This is a genomic window from Aquimarina sp. KJ22-3, from assembly GCF_055808215.1.
The window spans coordinates 5147040-5169505 of sequence record NZ_CM147859.1; the positions used below are offsets into that span (position 1 = coordinate 5147040).

At 34.9% G+C, this 22466-nt stretch carries 20 protein-coding genes and 2 pseudogenes; 7 read left to right on the top strand and 15 right to left on the bottom strand.

Annotated elements, in window-relative coordinates; all coding sequences use genetic code 11:
* Positions 1–118 precede the first annotated feature (118 nt).
* Positions 119–2545, top strand: a complete 2427-nt coding sequence (locus AC0L3Q_RS23785; RefSeq protein ID WP_473283528.1) for a hybrid sensor histidine kinase/response regulator — start codon at positions 119–121, stop codon at positions 2543–2545.
* Here the strand turns inward: AC0L3Q_RS23785 and AC0L3Q_RS23790 are convergent.
* From AC0L3Q_RS23790 to AC0L3Q_RS23810, 5 genes are all read right to left on the bottom strand, one after another.
* Positions 2542–3894: a sigma-54-dependent transcriptional regulator gene (locus AC0L3Q_RS23790; RefSeq protein ID WP_473283530.1), complete on the bottom strand. Its 1353-nt coding sequence runs from the start codon at positions 3892–3894 to the stop codon at positions 2542–2544. The two genes, AC0L3Q_RS23785 and AC0L3Q_RS23790, sit on opposite strands and share 4 nt — an antisense overlap.
* 169 nt (positions 3895–4063) lie before the next feature.
* Positions 4064–4381 carry a hypothetical protein gene (locus tag AC0L3Q_RS23795; RefSeq protein ID WP_473283532.1) on the bottom strand — a complete coding sequence of 106 codons (318 nt, stop codon included), beginning with the start codon at positions 4379–4381 and terminating at the stop codon, positions 4064–4066.
* Positions 4382–4655: 274 nt separating this feature from the next.
* Positions 4656–4988, bottom strand: a complete 333-nt coding sequence (locus AC0L3Q_RS23800; protein ID WP_473283534.1) for an aminoacyl-tRNA hydrolase — start codon at positions 4986–4988, stop codon at positions 4656–4658.
* Positions 4985–6550: a DUF4301 family protein gene (locus tag AC0L3Q_RS23805; RefSeq protein WP_473283536.1), complete on the bottom strand. Its 1566-nt coding sequence runs from the start codon at positions 6548–6550 to the stop codon at positions 4985–4987. Before AC0L3Q_RS23805 ends, AC0L3Q_RS23800 begins: the two co-directional genes overlap by 4 nt.
* 182 nt (positions 6551–6732) lie before the next feature.
* On the bottom strand, positions 6733–7365 hold the full coding sequence (locus tag AC0L3Q_RS23810) for a 4'-phosphopantetheinyl transferase family protein (RefSeq protein WP_473283538.1): 633 nt from the start codon (positions 7363–7365) through the stop codon (positions 6733–6735).
* 135 nt (positions 7366–7500) lie between these two features.
* On the opposite strand from AC0L3Q_RS23810, the gene ahcY reads away from it, so the two are divergent.
* The gene (ahcY, locus tag AC0L3Q_RS23815) at positions 7501–8817 is read left to right on the top strand and encodes an adenosylhomocysteinase (protein WP_473283540.1); all 1317 of its coding nucleotides are present in this window, start codon (positions 7501–7503) and stop codon (positions 8815–8817) included.
* Positions 8818–9037: 220 nt separating this feature from the next.
* Positions 9038–9346, top strand: coding sequence for a hypothetical protein (locus tag AC0L3Q_RS23820; protein ID WP_473283542.1), 309 nt, complete (start codon positions 9038–9040; stop codon positions 9344–9346).
* Positions 9347–9577: 231 nt separating this feature from the next.
* On the opposite strand, the gene AC0L3Q_RS23825 is transcribed toward AC0L3Q_RS23820, so the two are convergent.
* The 4 genes from AC0L3Q_RS23825 to AC0L3Q_RS23840 form a co-directional block, all read right to left on the bottom strand.
* Positions 9578–10159: a DUF3332 domain-containing protein gene (locus tag AC0L3Q_RS23825; protein ID WP_473283543.1), complete on the bottom strand. Its 582-nt coding sequence runs from the start codon at positions 10157–10159 to the stop codon at positions 9578–9580.
* 149 nt (positions 10160–10308) lie between these two features.
* On the bottom strand, positions 10309–10569 hold the full coding sequence (gene rpmA, locus AC0L3Q_RS23830; RefSeq protein WP_073318462.1) for a 50S ribosomal protein L27: 261 nt from the start codon (positions 10567–10569) through the stop codon (positions 10309–10311).
* A 52-nt stretch (positions 10570–10621) separates the two neighbouring features.
* Positions 10622–11170 (bottom strand): 50S ribosomal protein L21, encoded by a 549-nt coding sequence (rplU, locus tag AC0L3Q_RS23835; protein ID WP_473283544.1) that lies wholly within the window; start codon positions 11168–11170, stop codon positions 10622–10624.
* 95 nt (positions 11171–11265) lie between these two features.
* Entirely contained in the window at positions 11266–11739 is a 474-nt protein-coding gene (locus tag AC0L3Q_RS23840) for a DUF4199 domain-containing protein (RefSeq protein WP_473283545.1), read from the bottom strand.
* 174 nt (positions 11740–11913) lie between these two features.
* On the opposite strand from AC0L3Q_RS23840, the gene AC0L3Q_RS23845 reads away from it, so the two are divergent.
* A complete protein-coding gene (locus AC0L3Q_RS23845) occupies positions 11914–13239 on the top strand; it encodes a M16 family metallopeptidase (RefSeq protein WP_473283546.1) in 1326 nt (441 codons plus the stop codon).
* A gap of 17 nt (positions 13240–13256) precedes the next feature.
* Complete coding sequence (locus AC0L3Q_RS23850; RefSeq protein WP_473283547.1) at positions 13257–15323, top strand: insulinase family protein; 2067 nt, start codon at positions 13257–13259, stop codon at positions 15321–15323.
* Between the two features lie 49 nt (positions 15324–15372).
* On the opposite strand, the gene AC0L3Q_RS23855 is transcribed toward AC0L3Q_RS23850, so the two are convergent.
* The 5 genes and pseudogenes from AC0L3Q_RS23855 to mutY form a co-directional block, all read right to left on the bottom strand.
* Positions 15373–16248 (bottom strand): DMT family transporter, encoded by an 876-nt coding sequence (locus AC0L3Q_RS23855; RefSeq protein WP_473283548.1) that lies wholly within the window; start codon positions 16246–16248, stop codon positions 15373–15375.
* 90 nt (positions 16249–16338) lie between these two features.
* Complete coding sequence (gldD, locus tag AC0L3Q_RS23860; RefSeq protein WP_473283549.1) at positions 16339–16920, bottom strand: gliding motility lipoprotein GldD; 582 nt, start codon at positions 16918–16920, stop codon at positions 16339–16341.
* Complete coding sequence (gene gldE, locus AC0L3Q_RS23865) at positions 16917–18251, bottom strand: gliding motility-associated protein GldE (RefSeq protein WP_473283550.1); 1335 nt, start codon at positions 18249–18251, stop codon at positions 16917–16919. Before gldE ends, gldD begins: the two co-directional genes overlap by 4 nt.
* A 25-nt stretch (positions 18252–18276) precedes the next feature.
* Positions 18277–18735 (bottom strand): single-stranded DNA-binding protein, encoded by a 459-nt coding sequence (locus AC0L3Q_RS23870; RefSeq protein WP_473283551.1) that lies wholly within the window; start codon positions 18733–18735, stop codon positions 18277–18279.
* Between the two features lie 39 nt (positions 18736–18774).
* Positions 18775–19826, bottom strand: a pseudogene (mutY, locus tag AC0L3Q_RS23875) (A/G-specific adenine glycosylase).
* A 133-nt stretch (positions 19827–19959) separates the two neighbouring features.
* On the opposite strand from mutY, the gene AC0L3Q_RS23880 reads away from it, so the two are divergent.
* Together AC0L3Q_RS23880 and AC0L3Q_RS23885 are read left to right on the top strand one after the other, a co-directional pair.
* On the top strand, positions 19960–20250 hold the full coding sequence (locus tag AC0L3Q_RS23880) for an HU family DNA-binding protein (protein ID WP_024768281.1): 291 nt from the start codon (positions 19960–19962) through the stop codon (positions 20248–20250).
* A gap of 288 nt (positions 20251–20538) precedes the next feature.
* Positions 20539–22076 (top strand): annotated as a pseudogene (locus AC0L3Q_RS23885) (Rne/Rng family ribonuclease).
* A gap of 80 nt (positions 22077–22156) precedes the next feature.
* On the opposite strand, the gene AC0L3Q_RS23890 reads toward AC0L3Q_RS23885, so the two are convergent.
* Entirely contained in the window at positions 22157–22354 is a 198-nt protein-coding gene (locus AC0L3Q_RS23890) for a hypothetical protein (RefSeq protein WP_473283553.1), read from the bottom strand.
* Between the last annotated feature and the right edge of the window lie 112 nt (positions 22355–22466).

The window sequence follows — 22466 nt, forward strand, 5'->3', positions numbered from 1 at the left end:
GTACTCTTTAAATTTGAATACAAAAATACAAGGTTATATTGATTTATTGTAACTTTAATACACTTAAAACAATGGTTTTGCATTTTTTAAGTTAGTAGTATTAGGTGAACAAGACAACATGAAGAACACTAAAAGATCAGTTACTTATAAAATTATAGCGGGTTACCTACTTGCCGGGCTACTTGCCGTTACTGCTTTTTGGGTTATTTATCAGCAGCTAAATAATTATACCCAGACGGCAGAGATGGAAAACTATAATAATGAAAAATTATTCTTAGTAGGTGAAGCGATCACTGGTCTGTATGAAGCAGAAAGCTTAACAAGAAATATTGTTCAAACTTATGACACCAATAAGTTCAAAACCTATAAGATCAAAATTGACACCATTCTAAATACCATTGATAAGGTATCACAAATCTCAGATGATACATTACAGACCCAAAAAATTGATAGTATAGAATCCTTAATTGATCGCAAGAATAAAAACCTCGAAGAGCTTATTAAAATCTATAAGCAACGCAAACAGAAAGGCTTATATGAAACCGCGATTGATGAGCTGAAAAAAGTAAATAAAAGTTTTGGGGGATACGAAGACTATGACGAAAGATTTAAAATCTATGACGACCGTACCAAAAGAGCATTGATTGATCTTCTGGAATACACAAAAAAAGATAATGCAAAACGGCTAACCAATCAAACCGTCGACTCTTTGGCAACTTCTGTAAAACAGGTACTTGTCGAGTTGGAAAAGAGAGACCAAAGGTACAAACGAGAAATCTCTGTTAAAGAGAATAATTTGCTTAAAAACGACCAGGTCATTACCAAACAACTTAGGGATTTGCTGGCAGCAATAGAACGCAATGAAAGAAATCAATATAGAGCAAGATTAGAGGCTTCTAATCGAATTTTAAACAACACCTCGAATATCATTATGATTATTGCGGTAATCAGTGTATTGATCGCCATCATCTTTCTGTTTTTGATTACCAAAGATATTTCTAAAAGTCAAAAATACCGGAACGAATTAGAATCCGAAAAAGCATATACCGAATCTCTTCTAAAAACAAGAGAATCCTTGATTAACACCGTTACTCATGATCTTCGCTCTCCACTTAATACCGTAATAGGGTATTCTGATCTTTTGGAGAGAACAGGTTTAAGCAATAAACAAAAGCACTATTTGGGACACCTCAAAAAGTCTTCTGATTATATTCTTCATTTGGTGAATGACCTTTTGGACTTATCAAAACTGGAAGCGGGCAAAATGATTATCGAAGAACTGCCTTTTTCTCCCAAAAAATTAATAGAAAATACCATTTCTAGTGTTATTCCTGTTAACGATAAAAAGAATCTGGATATTCAGATCATTACCGATGACTTATTAAAAAAGCAATACATCAGTGATCCTTTTCGAATTAAGCAGGTTCTTACCAATCTACTTCACAATGCATATAAGTTTACTGATGAAGGATCTATTATAGTAGAAAGCACAATAATTGAAAATGGCCTTTCTGAAAAACAATTGGTAATTGCGGTAAAAGATACAGGAATAGGAATTACCGCAGAGCAACAGCAAGTCATTTTTGAAGAATTCTCTCAGGGAGATGATGATACCGAAAAGAAATTTGGTGGCTTTGGATTAGGACTGTCGATTACCAAGAAAATTATACAATTGCTAAACGGTAAAATCACCTTAAAAAGTGAGCCGGAAGAGGGGAGTATTTTTACCATATATATCCCAATAAAACTATCTAACTCTTTGGTTCCTGAAGAAGAAACTGAAGTGCTTGAAATACAAAACTTTTCTAATAAAAAGGTATTAATTGTTGATGACGACCCTAGTCAACTATCCCTAACAAGTGAGGTAGCTACACTAGCTGGTCTGGCGTATGACGTTTGCGGAAACGGACTTGAAGCCGTTGCTTTGCTAGAGAAAAACGACTATGATTTGGTTTTGACCGATATACAAATGCCTAAAATGGATGGTTTTGTACTCATTAAAACCATAAAAGAAGAGTTGAAAAAAGAGAACTTACCCGTGATTGCCTTATCTGGAAGAACAGATACTTCTGTCTCTGAATATCAGGAAGCAGGATTCTCGGGAAATTTAAGAAAACCATATGCTCCCAAAGAATTGATCGACCTTATTGCCAGGATATTAAATGTTGATCTTATTGAATATGAAAACGAGATGCCTAGTCTTTCGGATTCAGAAGAATATTCTCTGAATGATCTAATGCTTTTCGCCCACGGGGATTCTGACTCTTTATACGCTATTCTGGATACTTTTTATGAGAGTACTGTCGATAATATTGAAGATCTAAAGGCTATGGTATCCAAAAAGAATATCAACCAGATCAAGAAGATTGCTCATAAAATGCTTCCAATGTTTAAGCAAATAAAAGCTAAAGAAGTAGTTCCTGTTTTGACTCGACTAGAGCACCCTGAACAGTATGACATGAACGATTCGGAAGTTCTTGAGCTTGCCCAAAAAGCAATAAGCAGTATAGAAAGTCTAATCGACAAGCTTAAAGTAGAAAACTAAAGACTGATATCGTATTGCTTCAGCTTATTGTACAACGTTTTCCTATCAATAGATAACATTCGAGCTGCCTTTGCCTTGTTTCCGTTTGCCTTTTCTAAAGCATCCAATATTAACTCTTGCTCATTTTGATTCTTAAACAATCCATAGGTTTGCTTAGAATTATGAGTAGCATATGCAATATCCTGAGGCAAAATACTTAAGGTGATCATTTCGTCCTGAGACAGAAGCACAGAACGTTTAACAATATTCTTTAGCTCCCTAAGGTTTCCTGGCCAAGTATAATTTTTGAATGCTTCTAGCACCTCATCCGCAAACCCTACAACATGTTTGTCCAGTTCTGCATTCGACTCTTCCAAAAAGTGATTCGCAAAAAGCATCAAATCTTCAATTCTATCTTTTAACGGAGGTACTTTGATGGAAAACTCATTCAATCTATGATATAAATCTTCTCTAAACTCTCCTTCTTTTACAGCAAGGCTTAAGTCTTCGTTGGTTGCTGCAATTACTCTTATATCTACTTCAATTTCCTTATTGCTTCCAACAGGTTTTATTCTTCTTTCTTGAAGTGCTCTAAGTAACTGCACTTGTAATTCGTAACTTAAATTTCCGATTTCGTCCAAAAATAATGTTCCTCCATTAGCGGCTTCAAAATGTCCGACTTTATCGTTTACCGCACCGGTAAAAGAGCCTTTGATATGACCAAAGAATTCGCTTGAGGCAATTTCTTTTGGTATAGCCCCACAATCTACAGCAACAAAGGGTTTTTCTGATCTTTTACTAGCCTTATGAATACTACTAGCCACATATTCTTTTCCTGTTCCACTATCTCCAACTACAAGAACCGACATGCGAGTAGGAGCTACCAAAGCCACATATTCATTCAATTTTTTTGAGGCATCACTAACCCCACGTACAAAACTATCACCAGAAGATGCTGGCACCTCTTTGGTCTGTATTTCCTTTTTTTGAGGTTTAGTCTCTACGGCACCTCTGCCATTCAAAGCTTTTTCAATGGTTTGTAAAATCGTATCGGGATTAAATGGTTTTGACACATAGTCAAAAGCTCCTTGTTTGATCGCATTAACCGCCATATTGATTTCGGCATATCCGGTCATTATAATCACCTGTGTATTTTGATTACTTGTCAAAATTTCTTCAAGCAACGTAATACCATCACGATCTGGAAGTCTCACATCTGCTAAAACAACATCAAAAGTATCCTCTTTAATTTTGGCCACAGCCTCATTACCAGAAAATGCAGTAACGACCTGGTATTCCTTTTTTTCTAAGAAGGTCTTAAGCATTGTACAAAAAGCAACATCATCCTCTACAATAAGTATTTTTGACATATTCGGTAATTTATTAAGCAAATCTGTGTTATAAAAGTACAATTTAATACAGTTCGTTCGAATAAAAACATAAAAAAAGAGACCCTTGGGAATGAGTCTCTTTTTTAGCACTAAACAACTTTATATCGTCCTTTGGTTGCAAAACGATATCCTTTTTCTACCCCTAGATTTAAGATTTATTGTCGTTTGGCGTTATCCATTCGCCCGTAGCGCTTGCAAATACAACTTTGTTGTTGTTATCGTTATCATGCAAAAGCATCTTATACGTGTTGTCTTTTGACAAATATGCTCTTACAATTTTAAATTCTTTATAATCTCTTACTGCTGCTTGTTGCACCAGTAGTGACATCTCTGATGTTGTAATTTCAGTATACTCTTGATGCTCTTGTTCATACTCTCTAAACTCAAATCCATCATTTACAGCTAATTCATCCTGAGCTAAAACACCCTGTGCTGAAAAAATACTTACTACAATTGCTACTATCATTGGTAACTTTTTCATGGGTTTTATAAAAGTCATTTCTACAATATGTATATAGTAATAATTGTTCCAATTCTTTAAAACAAGCATAAAAACATATAAATAATTAATATTCAGTGTTTTATATATTTTAAAAAAAGAAAAAATCCTTAAAAAACTGTAGAATACACACAAAAGTGTAGAAATATTACACACTTTTGTGTAATGCACTTCTAAAACAAAGGTTTTTTACGGTTGGTTTTCTTCAAAGACTGTTTGCGTTTGGCATCCAATCTCTTCTTTACTGATAGTTTAGAGGGCTTGGTAGGTTTTCTTTTTTAGAAACTTTTACATTTATTTTCAAAAGCTCGACCAATCTTTTGATCGCTAATTCTTTATTTCTATGTTGACTCCTACTATCGCTACAAAACAAGATCAAATCCCCTGCCTTGGTTAATCTGGATGATAATTTTTGCTGCAGCATTAACTTTTCTGCATCTGTGAGTCCAAAAGAAGATTCAATATTGAAACTCAATGCTATTTTAGAAGATACTTTATTAACGTGTTGCCCACCCGCACCAGAGCTCCGTACAGCTTTAAAATTTAATTCACCTATGATTACACCAATATTCACGAAAAAAGCGTTGCCTGATGTGCAGATTTCAGCAAATCATTCACGGTTTTTACCGGATTAAACGTAGTCAAAGGAACTTCTACAAAAACACTAATCCAATTTGACATAGCGCCATTCCATAACCCTGGCAACTCTAAGGCCTTAAGCATTTTGCCATTCATCGTTTTTTTGGTAATAAATCCCGCTTCAGGATCCACAAAATCTAACAAATTAAACTTAACCCCTTTATAATCTCTCACCCCACATACCAAATCTACCGGATTAAAATGTGTAGCACTATTCAAAATCTCAAACTGTCGATGATCATCTTTATCGATTTGAGCAGTTTCTATAATCTGTAATACCAATCTTCCATTTTCCTTTTTGACCCAAAATGGTCCCCCACCGGGTTCTCCTTCGTTGATTACCATACCACAAACTCGTATAGGTCGATTGAGGGATTCTCTTAGAAATTGGAGTTTGTATTTTTCGGAGAACTTATCAAAATCTAACGGTAGTCTTACATTTAATTGTTGAACCAGGAATTTTTTAATGTCCGTAAGCTCTGCTTCCGTTGGAGTCTTTTCGTCTAGCGCTTGCAAAATTCTAAAAACTTCGTCTTGGATTTCCAGCAACTTACCAGCTAACACCTTTTTAAAACCAGTTACCTCATCCTGATACTTACGGACAACTACATTATCAATATTTTTAATATAGATGATATCAGCATCCAAGTCATCCAGGTTTTCGATTAAAGCACCGTGTCCTCCTGGTCTAAAAAACAGACAACCATTATCGGTTCTGAAAGGTTCATTATTTTCATCTACCGCTATAGTGTCTGTATCCGGTTTCTGAAAAGAATATGAAATTTGAAAATTGGTATTCGTTTTTTCTTCTACCTTCTTTTTAATTCTTTCAAACTCTCCCTTAAACGCCTTTAAATGCTCCTTAGAAATCGTAAAATGTAATTTTGAGTCTCCATTTTCATTGGTGTTATAGCCTGCTGCTTCATACAAATGCTCTTCAAAAGCTGTAGCAATACTCTCGTCGTATTTATGAAAAGGAAGCAATCCTTTGGGATAAACCCCAAAGTTTAGCCCTTTTTCCTTTAACATCATTTCTACAAAAATATGAAGCTGTCTACCTTCTGATAGCGATTCAAATTTTGGATAAACATCTTTTACCTTTTCCATTACTGTATGGTAAAAAGGAAACTTCTCTAGTCCTATCAAAAACAGTCGAATTGCATTTGCTTTTTCGTGATTGGTATAGGAGTTTAAGCTTTCTTTTTTGAAATCATAATTATCGAGGAAACGAAATAGTTCCTTAAACATACGAGATGCCGCACCAGACGCAGGAACAAACTTTATGGTATCAAGATGCGCAGATCTTGAATTATATAATTTGGTAAGTTCAGACTGATAATGATCAGAAAACTTAAGTATTCCATTTTCAAGCGTTGCTGCATGTCTTAAAGAAACGAAAGGTATCTCATTTTTAAAAGTTTCTATTTGGGATAAAACTTTATCCACCGTTAAACCTTTAGATTTTATGAGTTTAATGTCTTTATCTGTAATATTCACTTTGTTATTTTATTAATTAGTCAATAATTTAAAAAGGCATTAATATCCGTGTTTACTTGTATCAAGATAAGTTAAAAGATATAAAACCTAACTATTTCTCGACGAAATTTGATATAAATACTTTCTTTCTACGTGTTATAAAGCTACACTTTGTTACCCGTCTACAATAGCTTTTTATCTGTTCAAAAGGGAACCACATAAACACATGTAAACCCTTCAAATTCGTTGTAAATGAGATCAAAATCGTTGGTTTGATTATCATAGTTTACTTTTGCATGTATGAGAGGAGAACTAAAATCGAAAGAACCAACTTCAATATGCTGTTCAAAACTTAAGCCCGGTGTTGCATACAACTTATAAAGAGCTTCTTTGACTCCCCAAAGAATGGTAAATGCTCTGGTATGATCCAATTGTTGATCCTGAATAAAAGATTGTTCGGTTTCAGAAACAAATTTGTGAGATATTCTATTAATTTTTTCGCGTTGTTTCTCAATATCTATCCCAACAGGTTTATTACTAATAATAATTCCTGAAAAATTATAGGAGTGCGTAATTGAAATGAAATTTTCATCTTTCAAATGCGGTTTCCCAAAATCATCATAAAACAAATCAAAATCACTGTAATTTGCTTCCGCTAAAAGGTGACGTATACTCATAAAACCTCTGCGATGCATTTCTGATTTCATCCCGTTCACTCTTTCTCTGCAATGTGGAGTTAATGCTATTCCTTCCGCCAGTGTTTCATAAGATTCTTCAATCTTCCAAATCAACACTTTAGTACTTTGATCTACTGTTATAGTTTTGTAAAGAGGCATTTAAAGTATTAAAGTTATTATGTACCTTTGCAAACTGAAAATCGAAAGAACGCTTCTCAGATTTTCTGACAACGAATTTAGAACAATTTAGTGCTAAATACCAAAAAGCACTGGACATACATAAAAACAAATATTATGAGTACTAAAACGGCACCTTATGTTCCTTATAAAGTAAAAGATATTTCTCTTGCAGGATGGGGAAGAAAAGAAATTGAATTGGCAGAAGCAGAAATGCCAGGATTAATGTCTTTACGTGAAGAATATAAAGACGAACAACCACTTAAAGGAGCTAGAATTGCAGGGTGTTTACACATGACGATACAGACTGCGGTATTAATAGAAACACTAGTAGCTTTAGGAGCAGAGGTTACCTGGAGTTCTTGTAATATCTTTTCTACACAGGATCAGGCAGCAGCTGCTATTGCCGATGCAGGAATTCCTGTTTACGCCTGGAAAGGAATGAATGAAGAAGAATTTGACTGGTGTATTGAGCAAACCCTTTTCTTTGGAGAAGATCGTAAACCTCTTAATATGATTCTTGATGATGGAGGCGATCTTACCAATATGGTATTAGACAAATACCCTGAACTAGTAGATAATATCAAAGGATTATCTGAGGAAACCACTACTGGTGTTCATCGTTTATACGAAAGAATGAAAAACGGAACATTGCCGATGCCTGCTATAAACGTTAATGACTCTGTGACTAAGTCCAAATTCGATAACAAGTATGGATGTCGCGAAAGTGCTGTTGATGCTATCCGTCGCGCTACCGATACTATGCTTGCTGGTAAGCGTGTTGTAGTTTGTGGATATGGAGATGTAGGTAAAGGTACTGCTGCATCATTTAGAGGAGCTGGTTCTATCGTTACCGTAACAGAAATCGATCCTATCTGTGCTTTGCAAGCTGCGATGGATGGATATGAAGTAAAGAAACTGGATACTGTTATTGGTAAAGCAGATGTGGTAATTACTACTACTGGAAATAAAGATATCGTTCAAGGACAACACTTCAAAGCGTTAAAAGACAAAGCAATTGTTTGTAACATTGGTCACTTTGATAATGAAATCGATATGGCATGGTTAAATGACAATTATGGAAACACCAAAGACGAGATCAAACCTCAAGTAGATAAATATACTATTGACGGAAAAGATGTGATCATCCTGGCAGAAGGTCGTTTGGTAAATCTTGGTTGTGCTACAGGACACCCTAGTTTTGTAATGAGTAATTCTTTTACCAACCAGACTTTGGCACAAATAGAGCTTTGGAATAACTCTGAAAATTATAAAAATGAAGTGTATATGCTACCTAAACACCTTGATGAAAAGGTAGCAAAACTACACTTAGCGCGTTTAGGAGTTGAATTAGAAACGTTAAGACCAGAGCAAGCTGAGTATATTGGTGTTACTGTTGAAGGACCATTTAAACCAGAATACTACAGATACTAGAATAATATTGTTTATCACAATAATTCAAAATGACCCTCAGTAGAGGGTTATTTTTTTATAACCAAGTTTTAACTACATTTAGAAAGCATAATTAAAACGCTATGAGGCTTTTTTTAGTTTTTGGTTAGTAAGTATTACTGTTTTTTCACAAAACAACGAGGAAGTATTTCAAACGATTAAAACACAATTTGAGACCATTACGAACCTAAAGGAAGAAGAATTGTTACAAGAAAAAACCAATTCTTATTCCTGTCCTGATCAAAGTTTACAAGGGATTTTATCATATTTCTATCAAGGCTCCGAGCTTCAACTAATCACACATACTCTTGATCAAGGACATCATTCTGTAACTTATCATTATTACATCAATAACGACTTACTTTTTTTCTGTTTTATCGAAGAAGGTTTTGATAACGATCAATCGATCTATGACAGTACGAATCAAAATTTGATAGCAACCAATGAAAACTGGAACGTTATTCAAAAAAGAATTTATTTTTTAAGGAAACCCCCATTAAATGCCTACTAAAAGAATACGGAAGTAAAGATATAACAGAGCAGATGCAATCCTACGATTTGCCTATTGCAAATTATTTTAAAAACAAGCAAGTCGACTGTACTGAAGAGGAAATACAAAAAATCAAACAAACATATCTTGAACTTACCAACCCGATTAAAAACCTATGTTTGCTCGAGTATTAAACAAAAAATCCCTTTTTTAATTAAAAAAAGGGATTCTCTTTTTGTATGATATAATCATTTAATCTAACTCTGCTACCAGGCAATCCTCATAAGAAGCAATTTTGTTTTGAATCATCGCTAAACCTTCGCTTCTGGAAGTCATAGGATCTATTTTTACAGTATCTCCATTTGGCAAATGCATTACATAAAATCCGTCTTTAAAAGAAGAAAGTTTGATCACCTCGCCATTAGGCTTTATTGCACTCCATGATTTATGAGTAGGGCTATATACCAAATCCAGTTTATCCCCTTTTCTTTCGCCCTCTATAACCTTTATTTGCATTCTGTTTTTTGTCGCGATCATCTCAAAAGTATTTCCATCTTTTTCAACAACTTGCATCTCCATCTCTCCTTCATTCATTGCTAAAGGATTAGAACCGCTCCAAAATTCAATTACGTTAAAGATTAATACATCCCCAACAAAGAACAATCCATAAACAGGTATGATATTAAACACCCAAAAAATAAGGTTATCCAAGAACTTGCTATCAGTTAATCCATCATTCCAATCTCTAAGACCATTGAATGCCGAGAAAGAACCCAAACAACTAGAAAATAGAATCGAAGCCGACAATAAAGTACACACAGTTAGTTTTTTCATAATTAAGAATTTTAATGATTTATGTAATTAAAGTTAAACTAACTTTTTCGAATACCCTATTTTTTATTCGCCAATTCAAAATATGTAGGAACTAAAAAACCCTTTTCATTTTCATGAAAAGGGTTCCTATATATTACAAAGGAAAGTCCTTATGCTTCAAATGGAACTATAGAAACATAAGATTTATTATCTTTCTTTTTAGTAAACTTTACGATACCATCTACTTTGGCATGTAAGGTGTGATCTTTACCAGCATAAACATTTTCTCCTGGCTTGTGGGCTGTACCTCTTTGTCTTACAATGATGTTACCAGCCACGGCAGCTTGTCCACCAAATATCTTTACACCTAAGCGTTTCGATTCTGATTCTCTACCGTTCTTCGAACTACCAACTCCTTTTTTATGAGCCATTTTCTTTAGGTTTTATATTGTTAATACTAAACAGGGTGTACCTGCTATTTATTTATTTTCCTTGTAAAGCTTCTATTAACTCAGCTTTCTTCATAGAAGAAATTCCTGAAATTCCTTGAGCTTTAGCCATCTCCTTCAATTCAGCTACAGTTTTAGAGCTTAAATCTTCTGCTCCTGTTGCTTTAGGTTTAGCTTCTGCTTTTGGAGCAGCTTCTTTTACTGCTTTTTCAGCTTTCGCTTTAGGTTCTGCTTTTTTAGTCTCTTTCTTAGGAGCAGCTTTCTTAGCTCCAGAAGTTACGATGTCTTCAATAATAATCTCTGTTAGAGATTGACGGTGACCATTCTTAACACGGTAACCTTTACGTCTCTTTTTCTTGAAAACAATAACTTTATCACCTTTTAGGTGTCTTGTAATCTTGGCTCCTACTTGAGCTCCTTCTATAACTGGGGCGCCTAGAGTAACCTTGTCTCCGTCTGCTGCAAGAAGAACTTTATCGAAAGCAACTTTATCACCTTCTTCTCCTGCTAAACGATGTACAAATACTTTTTGGTCTTTCGCAACTTTAAATTGCTGCCCTGCTATCTCTACAATTGCGTACATAGCGTAACGTTTAATTAATTATGTTAAATATAAGAACATGCCTATTCGATAGGCGGGTGCAAATATACTGCTAATTAATTAAATGCCAAATATTTTTATGCCTCAACCGGGGAAGAATGATGATTTTTTCTGGGATTCCAACTTTCTTTAAATAATTGCATAAAGGAAAGCGTCAAAACGAAGGTAGTAGCGAATCCCATTATTGCAGCTATAAATACCACTATACCTACACCAACGTGATAATGAGAACTCCAATTGGCAAGCATTTCTGGCAAGAAGTCGGTTTGGATATTGGTTACATATACCGCAAAAAACGCAGTAAATATAAGAGTAGCATTAAACCCTGTAAGAAGACCTGTCATAAATCCTTTCTGGTAGTCAAACTCTTTTCGTTTTTCTTCTTTATATATTTTCATTGCCCTATATAGTCCAAAAGCAACGATCACCCCATTTCCAAGACTAAACACAGGGTTGGTTTGCACTCCAAACAAGGACAAAATTAAAAAGTAAGCAATAAGTCCAATTGCTATATAAACACCATACTTAACAGGGATCGCTGACATTTTCATCTCTTCATTTTTTAGGATTTGTAATTTAAAATTAAGAAATTTAAGAGTTTTTTAACCTTAAAAGCTTGTTAATTTATTGTTTTTGAACCTTTTAAGTCAAAGCACTTTTTTTACACACAAACTGTAACAAAATCACATTTTTAAACACAAATCCTTAAAACAAAATTATTACTAATGAAAAAGAAATTTTACGCAATTGCATGTGGGCTTATGATTACTGCATTCGCATTTGCACAAGAAGTGAAGTTTACAGAGTATGACCTAGACAACGGTCTTCATGTAATTCTACACCAAGAAAACAAAGCTCCGGTAGTAACCGTGGGTGTCATGTATCATGTTGGGGCAAAAGATGAGGAAAAAGGAAGAACAGGATTTGCTCATTTCTTTGAGCACTTATTATTTGAAGGAACCAAAAATATCGAAAGAGGTAAGTGGTTTGATATTGTTTCTGCAAACGGAGGAAGAAATAATGCAAATACTACACAAGATAGAACGTATTATTACGAAACATTACCTTCTAACAATTTAGAACTAGCTTTATGGATGGAATCTGAAAGAATGTTACATCCTGTGATTAACAAAATTGGTGTAGACACACAAAACGAAGTTGTAAAGGAAGAAAAGAGACAACGTATTGATAATGCACCTTACGGAAAAATCATTTATCAAACTGGTACCAGCAAATATCTTTTCAAAAAACACCCATATGGACAGTCTGTGATTGGTAGCATGGAGGATTTGGATGCAGCTAAGTTGGATGAGTTTATCGCTTTTAATCAAAAATTTTATAACCCAAACAATGCTACTCTTGTTGTCGCTGGTGATATCCAAATCGAGAATGCGAAAAAAATGATTGCTGATTATTTTGGGGACATCAAAAACAACGGTGAAAAAATCATAAGAACGGTAATAAAAGAAGATCCTATTACTACCGAAATAAAGGCTACAGAAACGGATGCTAACATTCAGCTTCCTGCAAAAGTATTGGTATATAGAACTCCAAAGCAAACAGATAGAGATACTTATGTTTTAAACTACATTTCTACCATACTTACAGGAGGTAATAGTTCTAGGATGTACAAAAACATGGTGGAAGACAAAAAAGTGGCTTTGCAAGTATTTGCTTTTGCCAACGCACAAGAAGATTATGGTACATATACTATGGTTGCGCTACCCTTGGGACAAGTAGGTTTGGACAAGTTACAGGCTGAAATGGATGCTGAAATCGAGAAATTACAAAACGAATTAATCACTGAAAGAGAATTTCAGAAATTACAAAATCAGTTCGAAAACAACTTTGTAAACTCCAATTCAAGCATAGAAGGTATTGCAAGTTCCTTGGCTACCTATAATGTACTTTATGGTAATACCGATCTTATCAATAAGGAAATTGAAATTTACAGATCTATTACACGAGAGGATATTCAAAAGGTGGCTAAGAAATATCTTAACAAAAACCAACGTCTTAATCTTGATTACGTTTCAGAGTCAAGTAAATAATACAAAGCATCATCGAAATGAAAAAAAATATCATATACTTAGTCGCATTTTTATTGACTGTTATCAGTGTAAATGCGCAGATCGACAGATCTAAAATGCCTAAATCAGGACCTACTCCTACTATTAATTTGGGAGAGCCTTTTACTTTTAAAATGGGTAATGGTCTTACCGTTTTGGTTGTAGAGAATCATAAGTTACCAAGAGTAAGTGTAAGCTTATCTCTAGACAATCCTCCTAACGCTGAAGGTGAAAAAGCTGGAATCAGTGCGATCACTTCCGGAATGATGGGAAAAGGAACAAAAAGCATCGATAAGGATACATTTAACGAAGAAGTAGATTTTCTTGGAGCATCCTTAGATATCGGTACTCAAGGTGGGTTTGCCCAATCACTTTCAAAGTACACGGATCGAATTATCGAACTATTCGCTGACGCCACCCTTCATCCAAAATTCACGCAAGAAGAGTTGGATCTTGAAAAGAAAAAACTCATTGAAGGAATCAAAACTGGCGAAAACAGCGCAGAGGCTGTTGCTCAAAGAGTAAGAGCAGTTTTGGCTTATGGTAAAAACCATCCGGCTGGAGAATACATTACAGAAAAGACCGTAAATAACATTAGCCTAAGTGATATAGAAACGTATTACAGAATGAATTTTGTTCCTTCTTCAGCTTACATGGTAATTAGCGGAGATATCACTACGGATAAAGCTAAAAAATTAGTTGAAAAACACTTTACTTCCTGGACAGCAGGAAAAGCACCTTCTTTTACCTTGCCAGAGGTAAGAGATGCTCAATATCGACAAATCAATTTTGTAGATATGCCAAATGCTGTACAGACCGAGGTAGCTGTGATGAATATCACTGATCTTAAAATAGCAGACGAAGATCACCATGCTGCATTGGTTGCCAACTACATTCTTGGTGGTTCTTTTGGAAGCTATATCAATATGAACCTAAGAGAAGAGCATGGATATACCTACGGAGCCAGAACCAGGTTTCCAAGAGAGAAGTATCACAATTCTGCTTTCAGTGCTACTACAAAGGTTAGAAATATGGTTACCGATAGCTCTGTTGTTGAGATTCTAAAAGAAATCAAAAGAATCAGAACAGAAGATGTAGATGACGAGATCCTTAAAAATGCCAAAGCGAAATTCTTAGGAGAGTTCATTCTAGCTTCAGAAAGCGATAGAACCATCGCCCGAAGAAGTATTAACATCAAAACTCAAGACCTTCCAAAAGATTTTTACGAAACTTTTATTGCTAAGATTAATGCGGTAAGTAAAGCAGATGTAAAAAGAGTAGCTAACAAATACTTCAATGTAGACAAGGCAAGAATTGTTTTGGTAGGTAAAGGAAGTGATGTGCTAGAAAACCTTGAAAAAGTAACTTTTGATGGTAAAAAGGTGCCTATTTTATACTTTGATAAATACGGAAGTAAAACGGAAAAGCCTGATTATAATGCAGCATTACCAGAAGGTGTTACTGGCCAATCTGTGTTAGATACCTATTTTAAAAATATCGGTGGTAAAGAAAAACTAGAAGCGGTGCAATCTGTTTTCACAACTGCAGAAGCTGCATTTAATGGAAACACACTTGGGCTAGTTGCAAAAACTACGGCAAAAAATCAATCTTTAATCGAAGTGAAATTTGGTGCAATAACTGCTCAAAAAGTAGTTTTTGATGGTACTACTGGATATGTAATGGCTCAAGGACAGCGTATTGATTACACCGAAGACCAAATAAAAGAAGCCAAAGCAGACTCTTATCCTTTTTCAGAGCTTAAAAATGCTTCAGCAAAATTAGAGGGCACACAACCTTATGATGGTGGCAAAGCCTATGCTGTAAAATTAAGCGATAAGAAAACAGCATTCTTTGATACCGAAACTGGTTTAAAAGTAAAAGAAGTAACTATACAAGAACAAGGCGGACAAAAAATACCTGTTACGGTAATGTATAGCGATTACAAAGAAGTAAATGGAATTAAATTTCCGTTTACTATATCACAAGCTTTAGGGCCTCAAAAAATTGATTTTGTAGTAAAAGAAATCAAAATCAACGAAGGAGTAACCGACGAGGATTTTAAATAAAATTCTAATAGCATAAATATGATAAAGGTTCGTTTGCAAAAACGGACCTTTATTTATTTCTATTAGTCAAATACACCCCAAAAATTATCACTCCCGAAGCCAATAATTGATATAAAGAAAATTTTTCATTGTCCCATAATCCCCACACCAAAGCAATAATAGGCATCGTATAGGTTACCGAACTGGCAAATACAGGTGTACTTATTTGTACTAATTTATTAAACATTAACTTAGCTATCCCAGTACCTATCACCGCCAATACTGCCATATAACCAATACTCATTTGTATATCACGGTTCGAAAACATTTCACTCCTGAAGAAATCAGCAAAGAAAAGTACAATTAGCGCTGGAAAAAATAGAACTACAAAATTACCATTGGCAATCGCCATCGGAGAAACATGTTGCAAGTACCGTTTGATGATATTTACATTTAGTCCATATCCAAAAGTCGCTATGATCACCAAAAGTGCATACTCATAATTTTGATCGGGATTAATAATTGCCCCCTCCCATATCAAACCAACACAACCAATAAAACCAATGATAACCCCTACCAATTGATTTTTATAAAATCGTGTAGCAAAAAACAATATTCCCAGTACAAAGGTGATCAAAGGAGTTAGCGAGTTCAATATTGAGGTGATCCCGCTATCGATTTCAGTTTCGGCAAAAGCAAACAAAAATGCCGGAATAAATGTTCCTACAAGTGCAGAAATAGCAATCCATTTCCATTCTTTGGCTTGAATGGTTTTGATACTTCTAAAACCGATAGAAAATAAAAACAATGCAGCAAATACAGTTCTTAGAGCCCCCAGCTGCATTGGAGTCAGACCGATTAAGGCTTTTTTGATTAGGATAAATGAACTACCCCAAATAAGAGATAGAACAGCAAGGTAAATCCATTTTACTTTTGTGGTTGGCATGTATTTTCCCCTTAATGTTAAGCAGCAAAAATGGTAAAAATCCTGACGACCAGAAGGGGTTTAAAGAGAAAATTAACTTACATTTAGCTTTCATTTATATTCTTCATCCCAACGAAGACTCTCAATCAAATGTTTCATATCGTTTCGCAAGTAATCTGCAGCAGGTAGAATTGAGTCGTAGTTTGGTTTCGCTCTAAAATAAATAGATCCCACAACAAAGTGTTGAACACTATCGGTTAAATAAAACTGAGATTGAGAAGCTGCATCTCCTGTAACCTCATAAAACATACCATACACTTTGTTTTCGGCATCGATATAAGGTTCTTGAGTGATCCCATCAGCTTTGATAAAGTGCTCCTGAGTAAGATTCTGAGCATCTCTTAACAAAGAATCAAGGTTGTTTCCCACCGGGAAATAAGAGATATACAACGTAGCTCGTAGTTTTTTATAATCCAGATCATACCAGCAATTCTTATTTCTTCTGGCTTTACGCAATTCTGAAAATTCATTTTTTTCAAATGTATACGGACAAGGAAGCTCCACCTTTTTATATATAGGTTCTGGATAACTCAATCGTAACATTCCCTTTGGCTTTGGGATTACTTCTCCTCCACAAGACATCATCAATAACGATGCAATCACAAATAGTAAGATTCTAAATTCTCGATTCATTCAGTTATAGTTAACTTCACTTGTTTAATTCGTTTTCTATCCAAAGATTCTACTTTGAAAACATAAGCTCCCAAAGTAATTTGCTCACCTCGTTTTGGGAAACTCCCGGATATTTCCAAAAGTAAGCCTGCAATGGTCTCGGCATCTCCTTTCCTTTCTTCAAAAATCTTATTGTCTTCTAACTTCAATACTCTGTAAAAATCTTTGAGCGCTGTTCTTCCCTCAAATACATAATTCTGATCATCTAGTTTAGAATACACCAGGTCCTCATCATCAAACTCGTCACTAATATCCCCCACAATTTCTTCAATGATATCTTCTAATGAAATAAGCCCACTAGTCCCACCATATTCGTCTACTACAATCGCCAAATGATTCTTCTTATTTTTAAAATCATTGAGAAGGTCATCCAATTTTTTATTTTCCGGAACAAAATACGGATCTCTAATTAAACTCACCCAATCAAAGTCCGTTTTAGCAATATGTGGCAAAAGATCTTTTGCATAAAGAATTCCCACAACTTTATCTATACTTTCTTCATAAACCGGAATACGAGAATATCCATTTTGAACGATCTCAGGAAGTATTTCTTTATATTTTGCTTCCGCATTAAGCGCAAAAATATCTATCCTAGGACGCATTACTTGTTTGGTATCTGTATTTCCAAAAGAAACGATTCCTTCTAGAATTTTTTTCTCTTCCACAGTAGTATCCTGATCCGAAGTAAGTTCTAAAGCCTGAGATAATTGATCTACACTGATGTTTGATTTTTGTTTCCCCAATCGATTATGAATCCGAACTGTAAATCGACTCATAGGAACACTAATCGGAGTTAATACCCAATCCAATACACCTAAAGGTCTGGACATAAATTTAGCAAACTTCACTTTGTTTCTACTGGCGTATATTTTTGGTAAAATTTCACCAAAAAGTAAAATCAAAAAGGTAACCACTCCAACCTCAACAAAAAATCGCAATTTGAACCAATCCAAATCGAAGAGCACAATATTGTCTAAACTCTTAAAATAGATTTTCCCTAGGGAATCAAACAACAGTACTATGGCTATGTTGATAAAATTATTCGCTACCAATATGGTTGCCAAAAGTTTTTTCGGCTTATTAAGCAGCTTGGATACTATACTAAGGTTTTTAGAATTCGACGCTTCCCCTTCTTCTTTGATATCTGAAGACGTTAATGAGAATAAGGCAACCTCGCTACCAGAAATTAACGCCGAAAAAACAAGCAGAATTAGTAATGCCACTACATTCAAAGTGTGCATCGCATCAAAGAAGAATAAAAAGGTAAATAAGGATTCGGGATCAGGGTCCAAATTATATTGGTTTAGTTAAACTTGCTTAGAATGGAAGATCGTCTTCTTCCATATCTGGTGTACTAGATGAACCTTGCTGTGGTGCAGCAACAGGAGCATTCATATTTGTTGTTTGCTGAGGAGTAGTCCCAACAGATTGCGCTTCGTTCTTAGGGGTTAGAAAAGTAAAATCTGTACATTGTATTTCTGTACTATATCTATCTTTACCCTGTTCGTCTTGCCATTTTCTAGTTTTCAAACGGCCTTCTATATATATTTTATCTCCTTTATTGAGATATTTTTCGCAAATTTCGGCAGCTTTATTTCGAACTACGATATTGTGCCATTCGGTAGAGGTCACTCTTTCGCCTGTCGTTTTATTTACATACGAATCATTTGTTGCCAAAGGGAACCTCCCAATGCAACCTCCTCCTTCAAAATAATGCATCTTTACTTCATCTCCTGTATGCCCAATGAGCATTACTTTATTTAGTGTACCTGACATTTTCTGTTTGTTATTAATAGTAAATGTAATAAAAAAGGATCATACCTTAAAAAACGAATCTATAAAATTACCTAACAATATAGGAACCGGATAATTGTGTATTTCTTGACGATTTACATTTTTTTGTATTCCTTGAAGCACCGGGTTTGTATCCGTTTTAATAATAAAAAATCGGGTATAGATATGTTGATGCGATAATTTGTGAACGATTGGTTCTTCTGTAAAGGGAGTAATGATATACTCGCCACCATTTATCATTTCTTTAAATGTTTGCGTACCTGGAATCGTATCTACAGTACATTTTTCATCTTCTATCAAGGGGAACTCATATAAACCTTCCCATATTCCTTTCCCCAAACGTTGTTGTAACACGGTTTGGTTACCATTATCATAAACCAGGTAGTTGAAATACCTTTTTTTACTTTTACCTTCTTTAGCTTTACAGGCAATTCACCTGTAGTTCCTTTATCTAAGCTCACACAACTATCATTAAGCGGACAAACAATACAATATGGATTTTTTGGTTTGCATTGTAGAGCACCAAATTCCATGATGGCCTGGTTATACGTTGCCGGTTGTTCGTGATCCATTAATTGAACCGCTAATTCTTTAAACTCTTTGATGCCTGCAGTTGTATTAATAGGAGTAGCGATCCCAAAATATCTGGACAATACTCTATAGACATTACCGTCGACCACCGGGGTCGGCTCATCATAACAGATAGAAGCAATTGCACTTGCGGTATAATCTCCAACACCTTTAAGTTCGAGTAGTCCTTTATAAGTATCAGGAAACACACCTTCTAATTCGTTGACGATATATTTGGCAGTTGCATGCAAATTTCTTGCTCTGGAATAATACCCTAAACCCTGCCATAATTTTAGTACCTGTTCTTCGGTTGCAGAAGCGAGTTCGAACACCGTTGGAAAAGCCTCTGTAAACGACAAATAATAAGGTAATCCTTGTGCAACTCGAGTTTGTTGAAGAATAATTTCACTCAACCAAATTCGATATGGGTCTTTGGTTTCGCGCCATGGCATTGTTCTTTTGTTTTGTAAATACCACGTAATGAGTTTTTTAGAAAATTTCATAGCAAAATTATAGGTTTTGCAAAATTAAAGCATTAAAGATGATAATTTAATCTTAAGTATTGATTTTTTGGAATTTAAATTCTTATATTTGCCCCCTTGAAAATTTAGAAAAACCCCTTAAATAGGAATTATAATGACTAAAGCAGATATCGTAGCAAAAATTTCAGAAAAGCTAGGAATTGAAAAAGGAGATGTACAAGCAACAGTTGAAACTTTCATGGAAGAAGTAAAAAGTTCTTTAGAAAGTGGAGACAATGTTTACCTAAGAGGATTTGGTAGCTTTATCATCAAAACAAGAGCAGAAAAAACTGGACGTAATATTTCTAAAAATACTACCATCAAAATTCCTGCACACAACATCCCTGCATTTAAGCCTGCTAAAGTATTCGTAGAAGGTGTAAAGACGAATGTAGAAGTAAAGTAATAAAGAATAGTAATAAATAAACAATAGTACACTATGCCAAGTGGTAAAAAACGTAAAAGACACAAGGTAGCGACGCACAAGCGTAAAAAAAGAAGAAGAGCTAATCGCCACAAGAAAAAGTAGTTTCTAACTACTTTTTTCGTTTAAAAGTTCTTTGAAATCGAAATAAAGACACTACACTTCGGCTACCAAAATGTAGGCTTTGTTTCAACGGAATTCTAAAAAATTCCTGTGAAAAAAATTGTTTAATCCATTCCGATAACCATCGGGATAAAAATCTAATTAAGAGTGAACAAAGAATTGATCATTAGATCTGGTTCCTCTACAGATTTTGCCTTATTAAAGGATGGAAAACTAATTGAATTACACAAGGAAGAAGATGACAGTAATTTTTCGGTTGGTGATATTTTTATTGCCAAAATCCGTAAGTCTGTCCCTGGGTTAAATGCCGCATTTGTAAATGTTGGTTATGAAAAAGATGCCTTTCTGCATTATCACGACCTGGGTCCTCAAGTATCTTCTTTGCTTAAATTCATTAAACGTGTAAGCACAGGTAAATTAAAAAACTATTCTCTTAAGGATTTCCCTTTTGAGAACGATATTGATAAGCACGGTATTATTACCAATGTGCTTAAATCAAATCAGTCGCTATTAGTACAAATAGTAAAAGAACCAATATCTACCAAAGGCCCAAGAATAAGCTCTGAGCTTTCTATAGCCGGAAGATACATAGTCTTAGTTCCTTTCTCGAACCGGATTTCTATTTCTCAGAAAATAGAATCTTCAGAAGAGAAAGAACGCTTAAAAAGACTTGTAAAAAGCATTAAGCCCAAAGGTTTTGGTATTATTGTTCGTACTGTAGCGGAAGGCAAGAAAGTAGCAGAACTAGATAAAGATTTGCAAAATCTGATGGATCGCTGGAAAGCGATGTGTAAAAAATTATACAAAGCCCACCATCCATCAAAAGTATTGGGTGAAATGAACAGAGCATCCTCGATTTTGAGAGATGTATTCAACGATACCTTTACTTCGATAGCTGTAGATGACGAAGAGCTCTACAATCGAATAAAAGAGTATCTGCAAGAAATTGCACCCAAAAAAGAATCAATAGTCAAACTTCACAATGCAAGAGTACCTATTTTTGAAAAATACGGTATCGAAAGACAGATAAAAACTAGTTTTGGCAAAACCGTATCGATGAGCAAAGGAGCTTATTTGGTAATAGAACATACCGAAGCCATGCACGTTATCGATGTAAATAGCGGTAACCGATCAAATAAAGCCAAAAATCAAGAAGACACTGCTCTCGAAGTTAATCTAATCAGCGCAGCCGAAGTTGCACGGCAATTACGCCTTAGAGACATGGGTGGTATTATAGTCGTCGATTTTATCGATATGAATAATGCTGAAAATCGTAGAACCCTTTTTAATCATCTTCGGGAAGAGATGAAAGATGATAGGGCAAAGCATAAGATTTTACCCCTAGTAAATTTGGACTGATTCAAATTACGCGACAACGCGTACGACCAGAAATGAACATTAAAACCCGCGAGGTAGATCCTAGCGGTATCAATGGCGAAATTGAGGCGCCAATTGTTCTAGTTGATAAAATAAAGGTCGAATTAGAAAAATTAATTAAAAAAGAGCATAAAAAGATTACGCTGAGTGCGCATCCTTTTATTGCCGCTTTTTTAACAAAAGGATTTCCATCTACCCGTTCTAAATGGTTTTTTGACCATAAAAGATGGGTTAAGATTGTACCTAGAGACGCTTACACGTATTTAGAATATCATTTTCACGATAAAAATGGTGATGTGATAAAATAACAGAAACCCAGTTCATATACGAACTGGGTTTTTTGTTTCAAATCAACTAGCTATACAATAGCTAATCGAGTTTAATTCTCTTATCCTATAAGGGTCAACTTATGCTCATCTGGATCACCAGAATCCTCACAACCAATAACAAAAGAAATATTTCCTCTTGGACATCCAGGCCTTGTACTTCTAGTAAACTCAGAACCTCCTTTAACCTGCGACATATCGTTTAATCTACTTATTTGTAACTTTCCTAAACTAAGCTTATCAATTTTAACTTTTTTCATTTTGTGTGGTTTTTGATTACATGGCTAAAGTACATTTAACTTTTATAGAACCCTAATTTTGCACCCCACTGCCTGTCTGGATTCAAGAATACAGACCTTCAATTTTCTCAAA

What these genes read in the sequence shown, in the direction of transcription:
- AC0L3Q_RS23850 (WP_473283547.1), top strand. Translation starts at nt 13,257, where the DNA reads ATGAAAAAAAATATCATATACTTAGTCGCATTTTTATTGACTGTTATC.
- AC0L3Q_RS23845 (WP_473283546.1), top strand. Translation starts at nt 11,914, where the DNA reads ATGAAAAAGAAATTTTACGCAATTGCATGTGGGCTTATGATTACTGCA.
- AC0L3Q_RS23790 (WP_473283530.1), bottom strand. Translation starts at nt 3,894, where the DNA reads ATGTCAAAAATACTTATTGTAGAGGATGATGTTGCTTTTTGTACAATG.
- gldD (WP_473283549.1), bottom strand. Translation starts at nt 16,920, where the DNA reads ATGAATCGAGAATTTAGAATCTTACTATTTGTGATTGCATCGTTATTG.
- AC0L3Q_RS23840 (WP_473283545.1), bottom strand. Translation starts at nt 11,739, where the DNA reads ATGAAAATGTCAGCGATCCCTGTTAAGTATGGTGTTTATATAGCAATT.
- AC0L3Q_RS23795 (WP_473283532.1), bottom strand. Translation starts at nt 4,381, where the DNA reads ATGATAGTAGCAATTGTAGTAAGTATTTTTTCAGCACAGGGTGTTTTA.
- AC0L3Q_RS23890 (WP_473283553.1), bottom strand. Translation starts at nt 22,354, where the DNA reads ATGAAAAAAGTTAAAATTGATAAGCTTAGTTTAGGAAAGTTACAAATA.
- AC0L3Q_RS23785 (WP_473283528.1), top strand. Translation starts at nt 119, where the DNA reads ATGAAGAACACTAAAAGATCAGTTACTTATAAAATTATAGCGGGTTAC.
- AC0L3Q_RS23825 (WP_473283543.1), bottom strand. Translation starts at nt 10,159, where the DNA reads ATGAAAAAACTAACTGTGTGTACTTTATTGTCGGCTTCGATTCTATTT.
- rpmA (WP_073318462.1), bottom strand. Translation starts at nt 10,569, where the DNA reads ATGGCTCATAAAAAAGGAGTTGGTAGTTCGAAGAACGGTAGAGAATCA.
- AC0L3Q_RS23870 (WP_473283551.1), bottom strand. Translation starts at nt 18,735, where the DNA reads ATGTCAGGTACACTAAATAAAGTAATGCTCATTGGGCATACAGGAGAT.
- AC0L3Q_RS23810 (WP_473283538.1), bottom strand. Translation starts at nt 7,365, where the DNA reads ATGCCTCTTTACAAAACTATAACAGTAGATCAAAGTACTAAAGTGTTG.
- rplU (WP_473283544.1), bottom strand. Translation starts at nt 11,170, where the DNA reads ATGTACGCAATTGTAGAGATAGCAGGGCAGCAATTTAAAGTTGCGAAA.
- AC0L3Q_RS23855 (WP_473283548.1), bottom strand. Translation starts at nt 16,248, where the DNA reads ATGCCAACCACAAAAGTAAAATGGATTTACCTTGCTGTTCTATCTCTT.
- AC0L3Q_RS23880 (WP_024768281.1), top strand. Translation starts at nt 19,960, where the DNA reads ATGACTAAAGCAGATATCGTAGCAAAAATTTCAGAAAAGCTAGGAATT.
- ahcY (WP_473283540.1), top strand. Translation starts at nt 7,501, where the DNA reads ATGAGTACTAAAACGGCACCTTATGTTCCTTATAAAGTAAAAGATATT.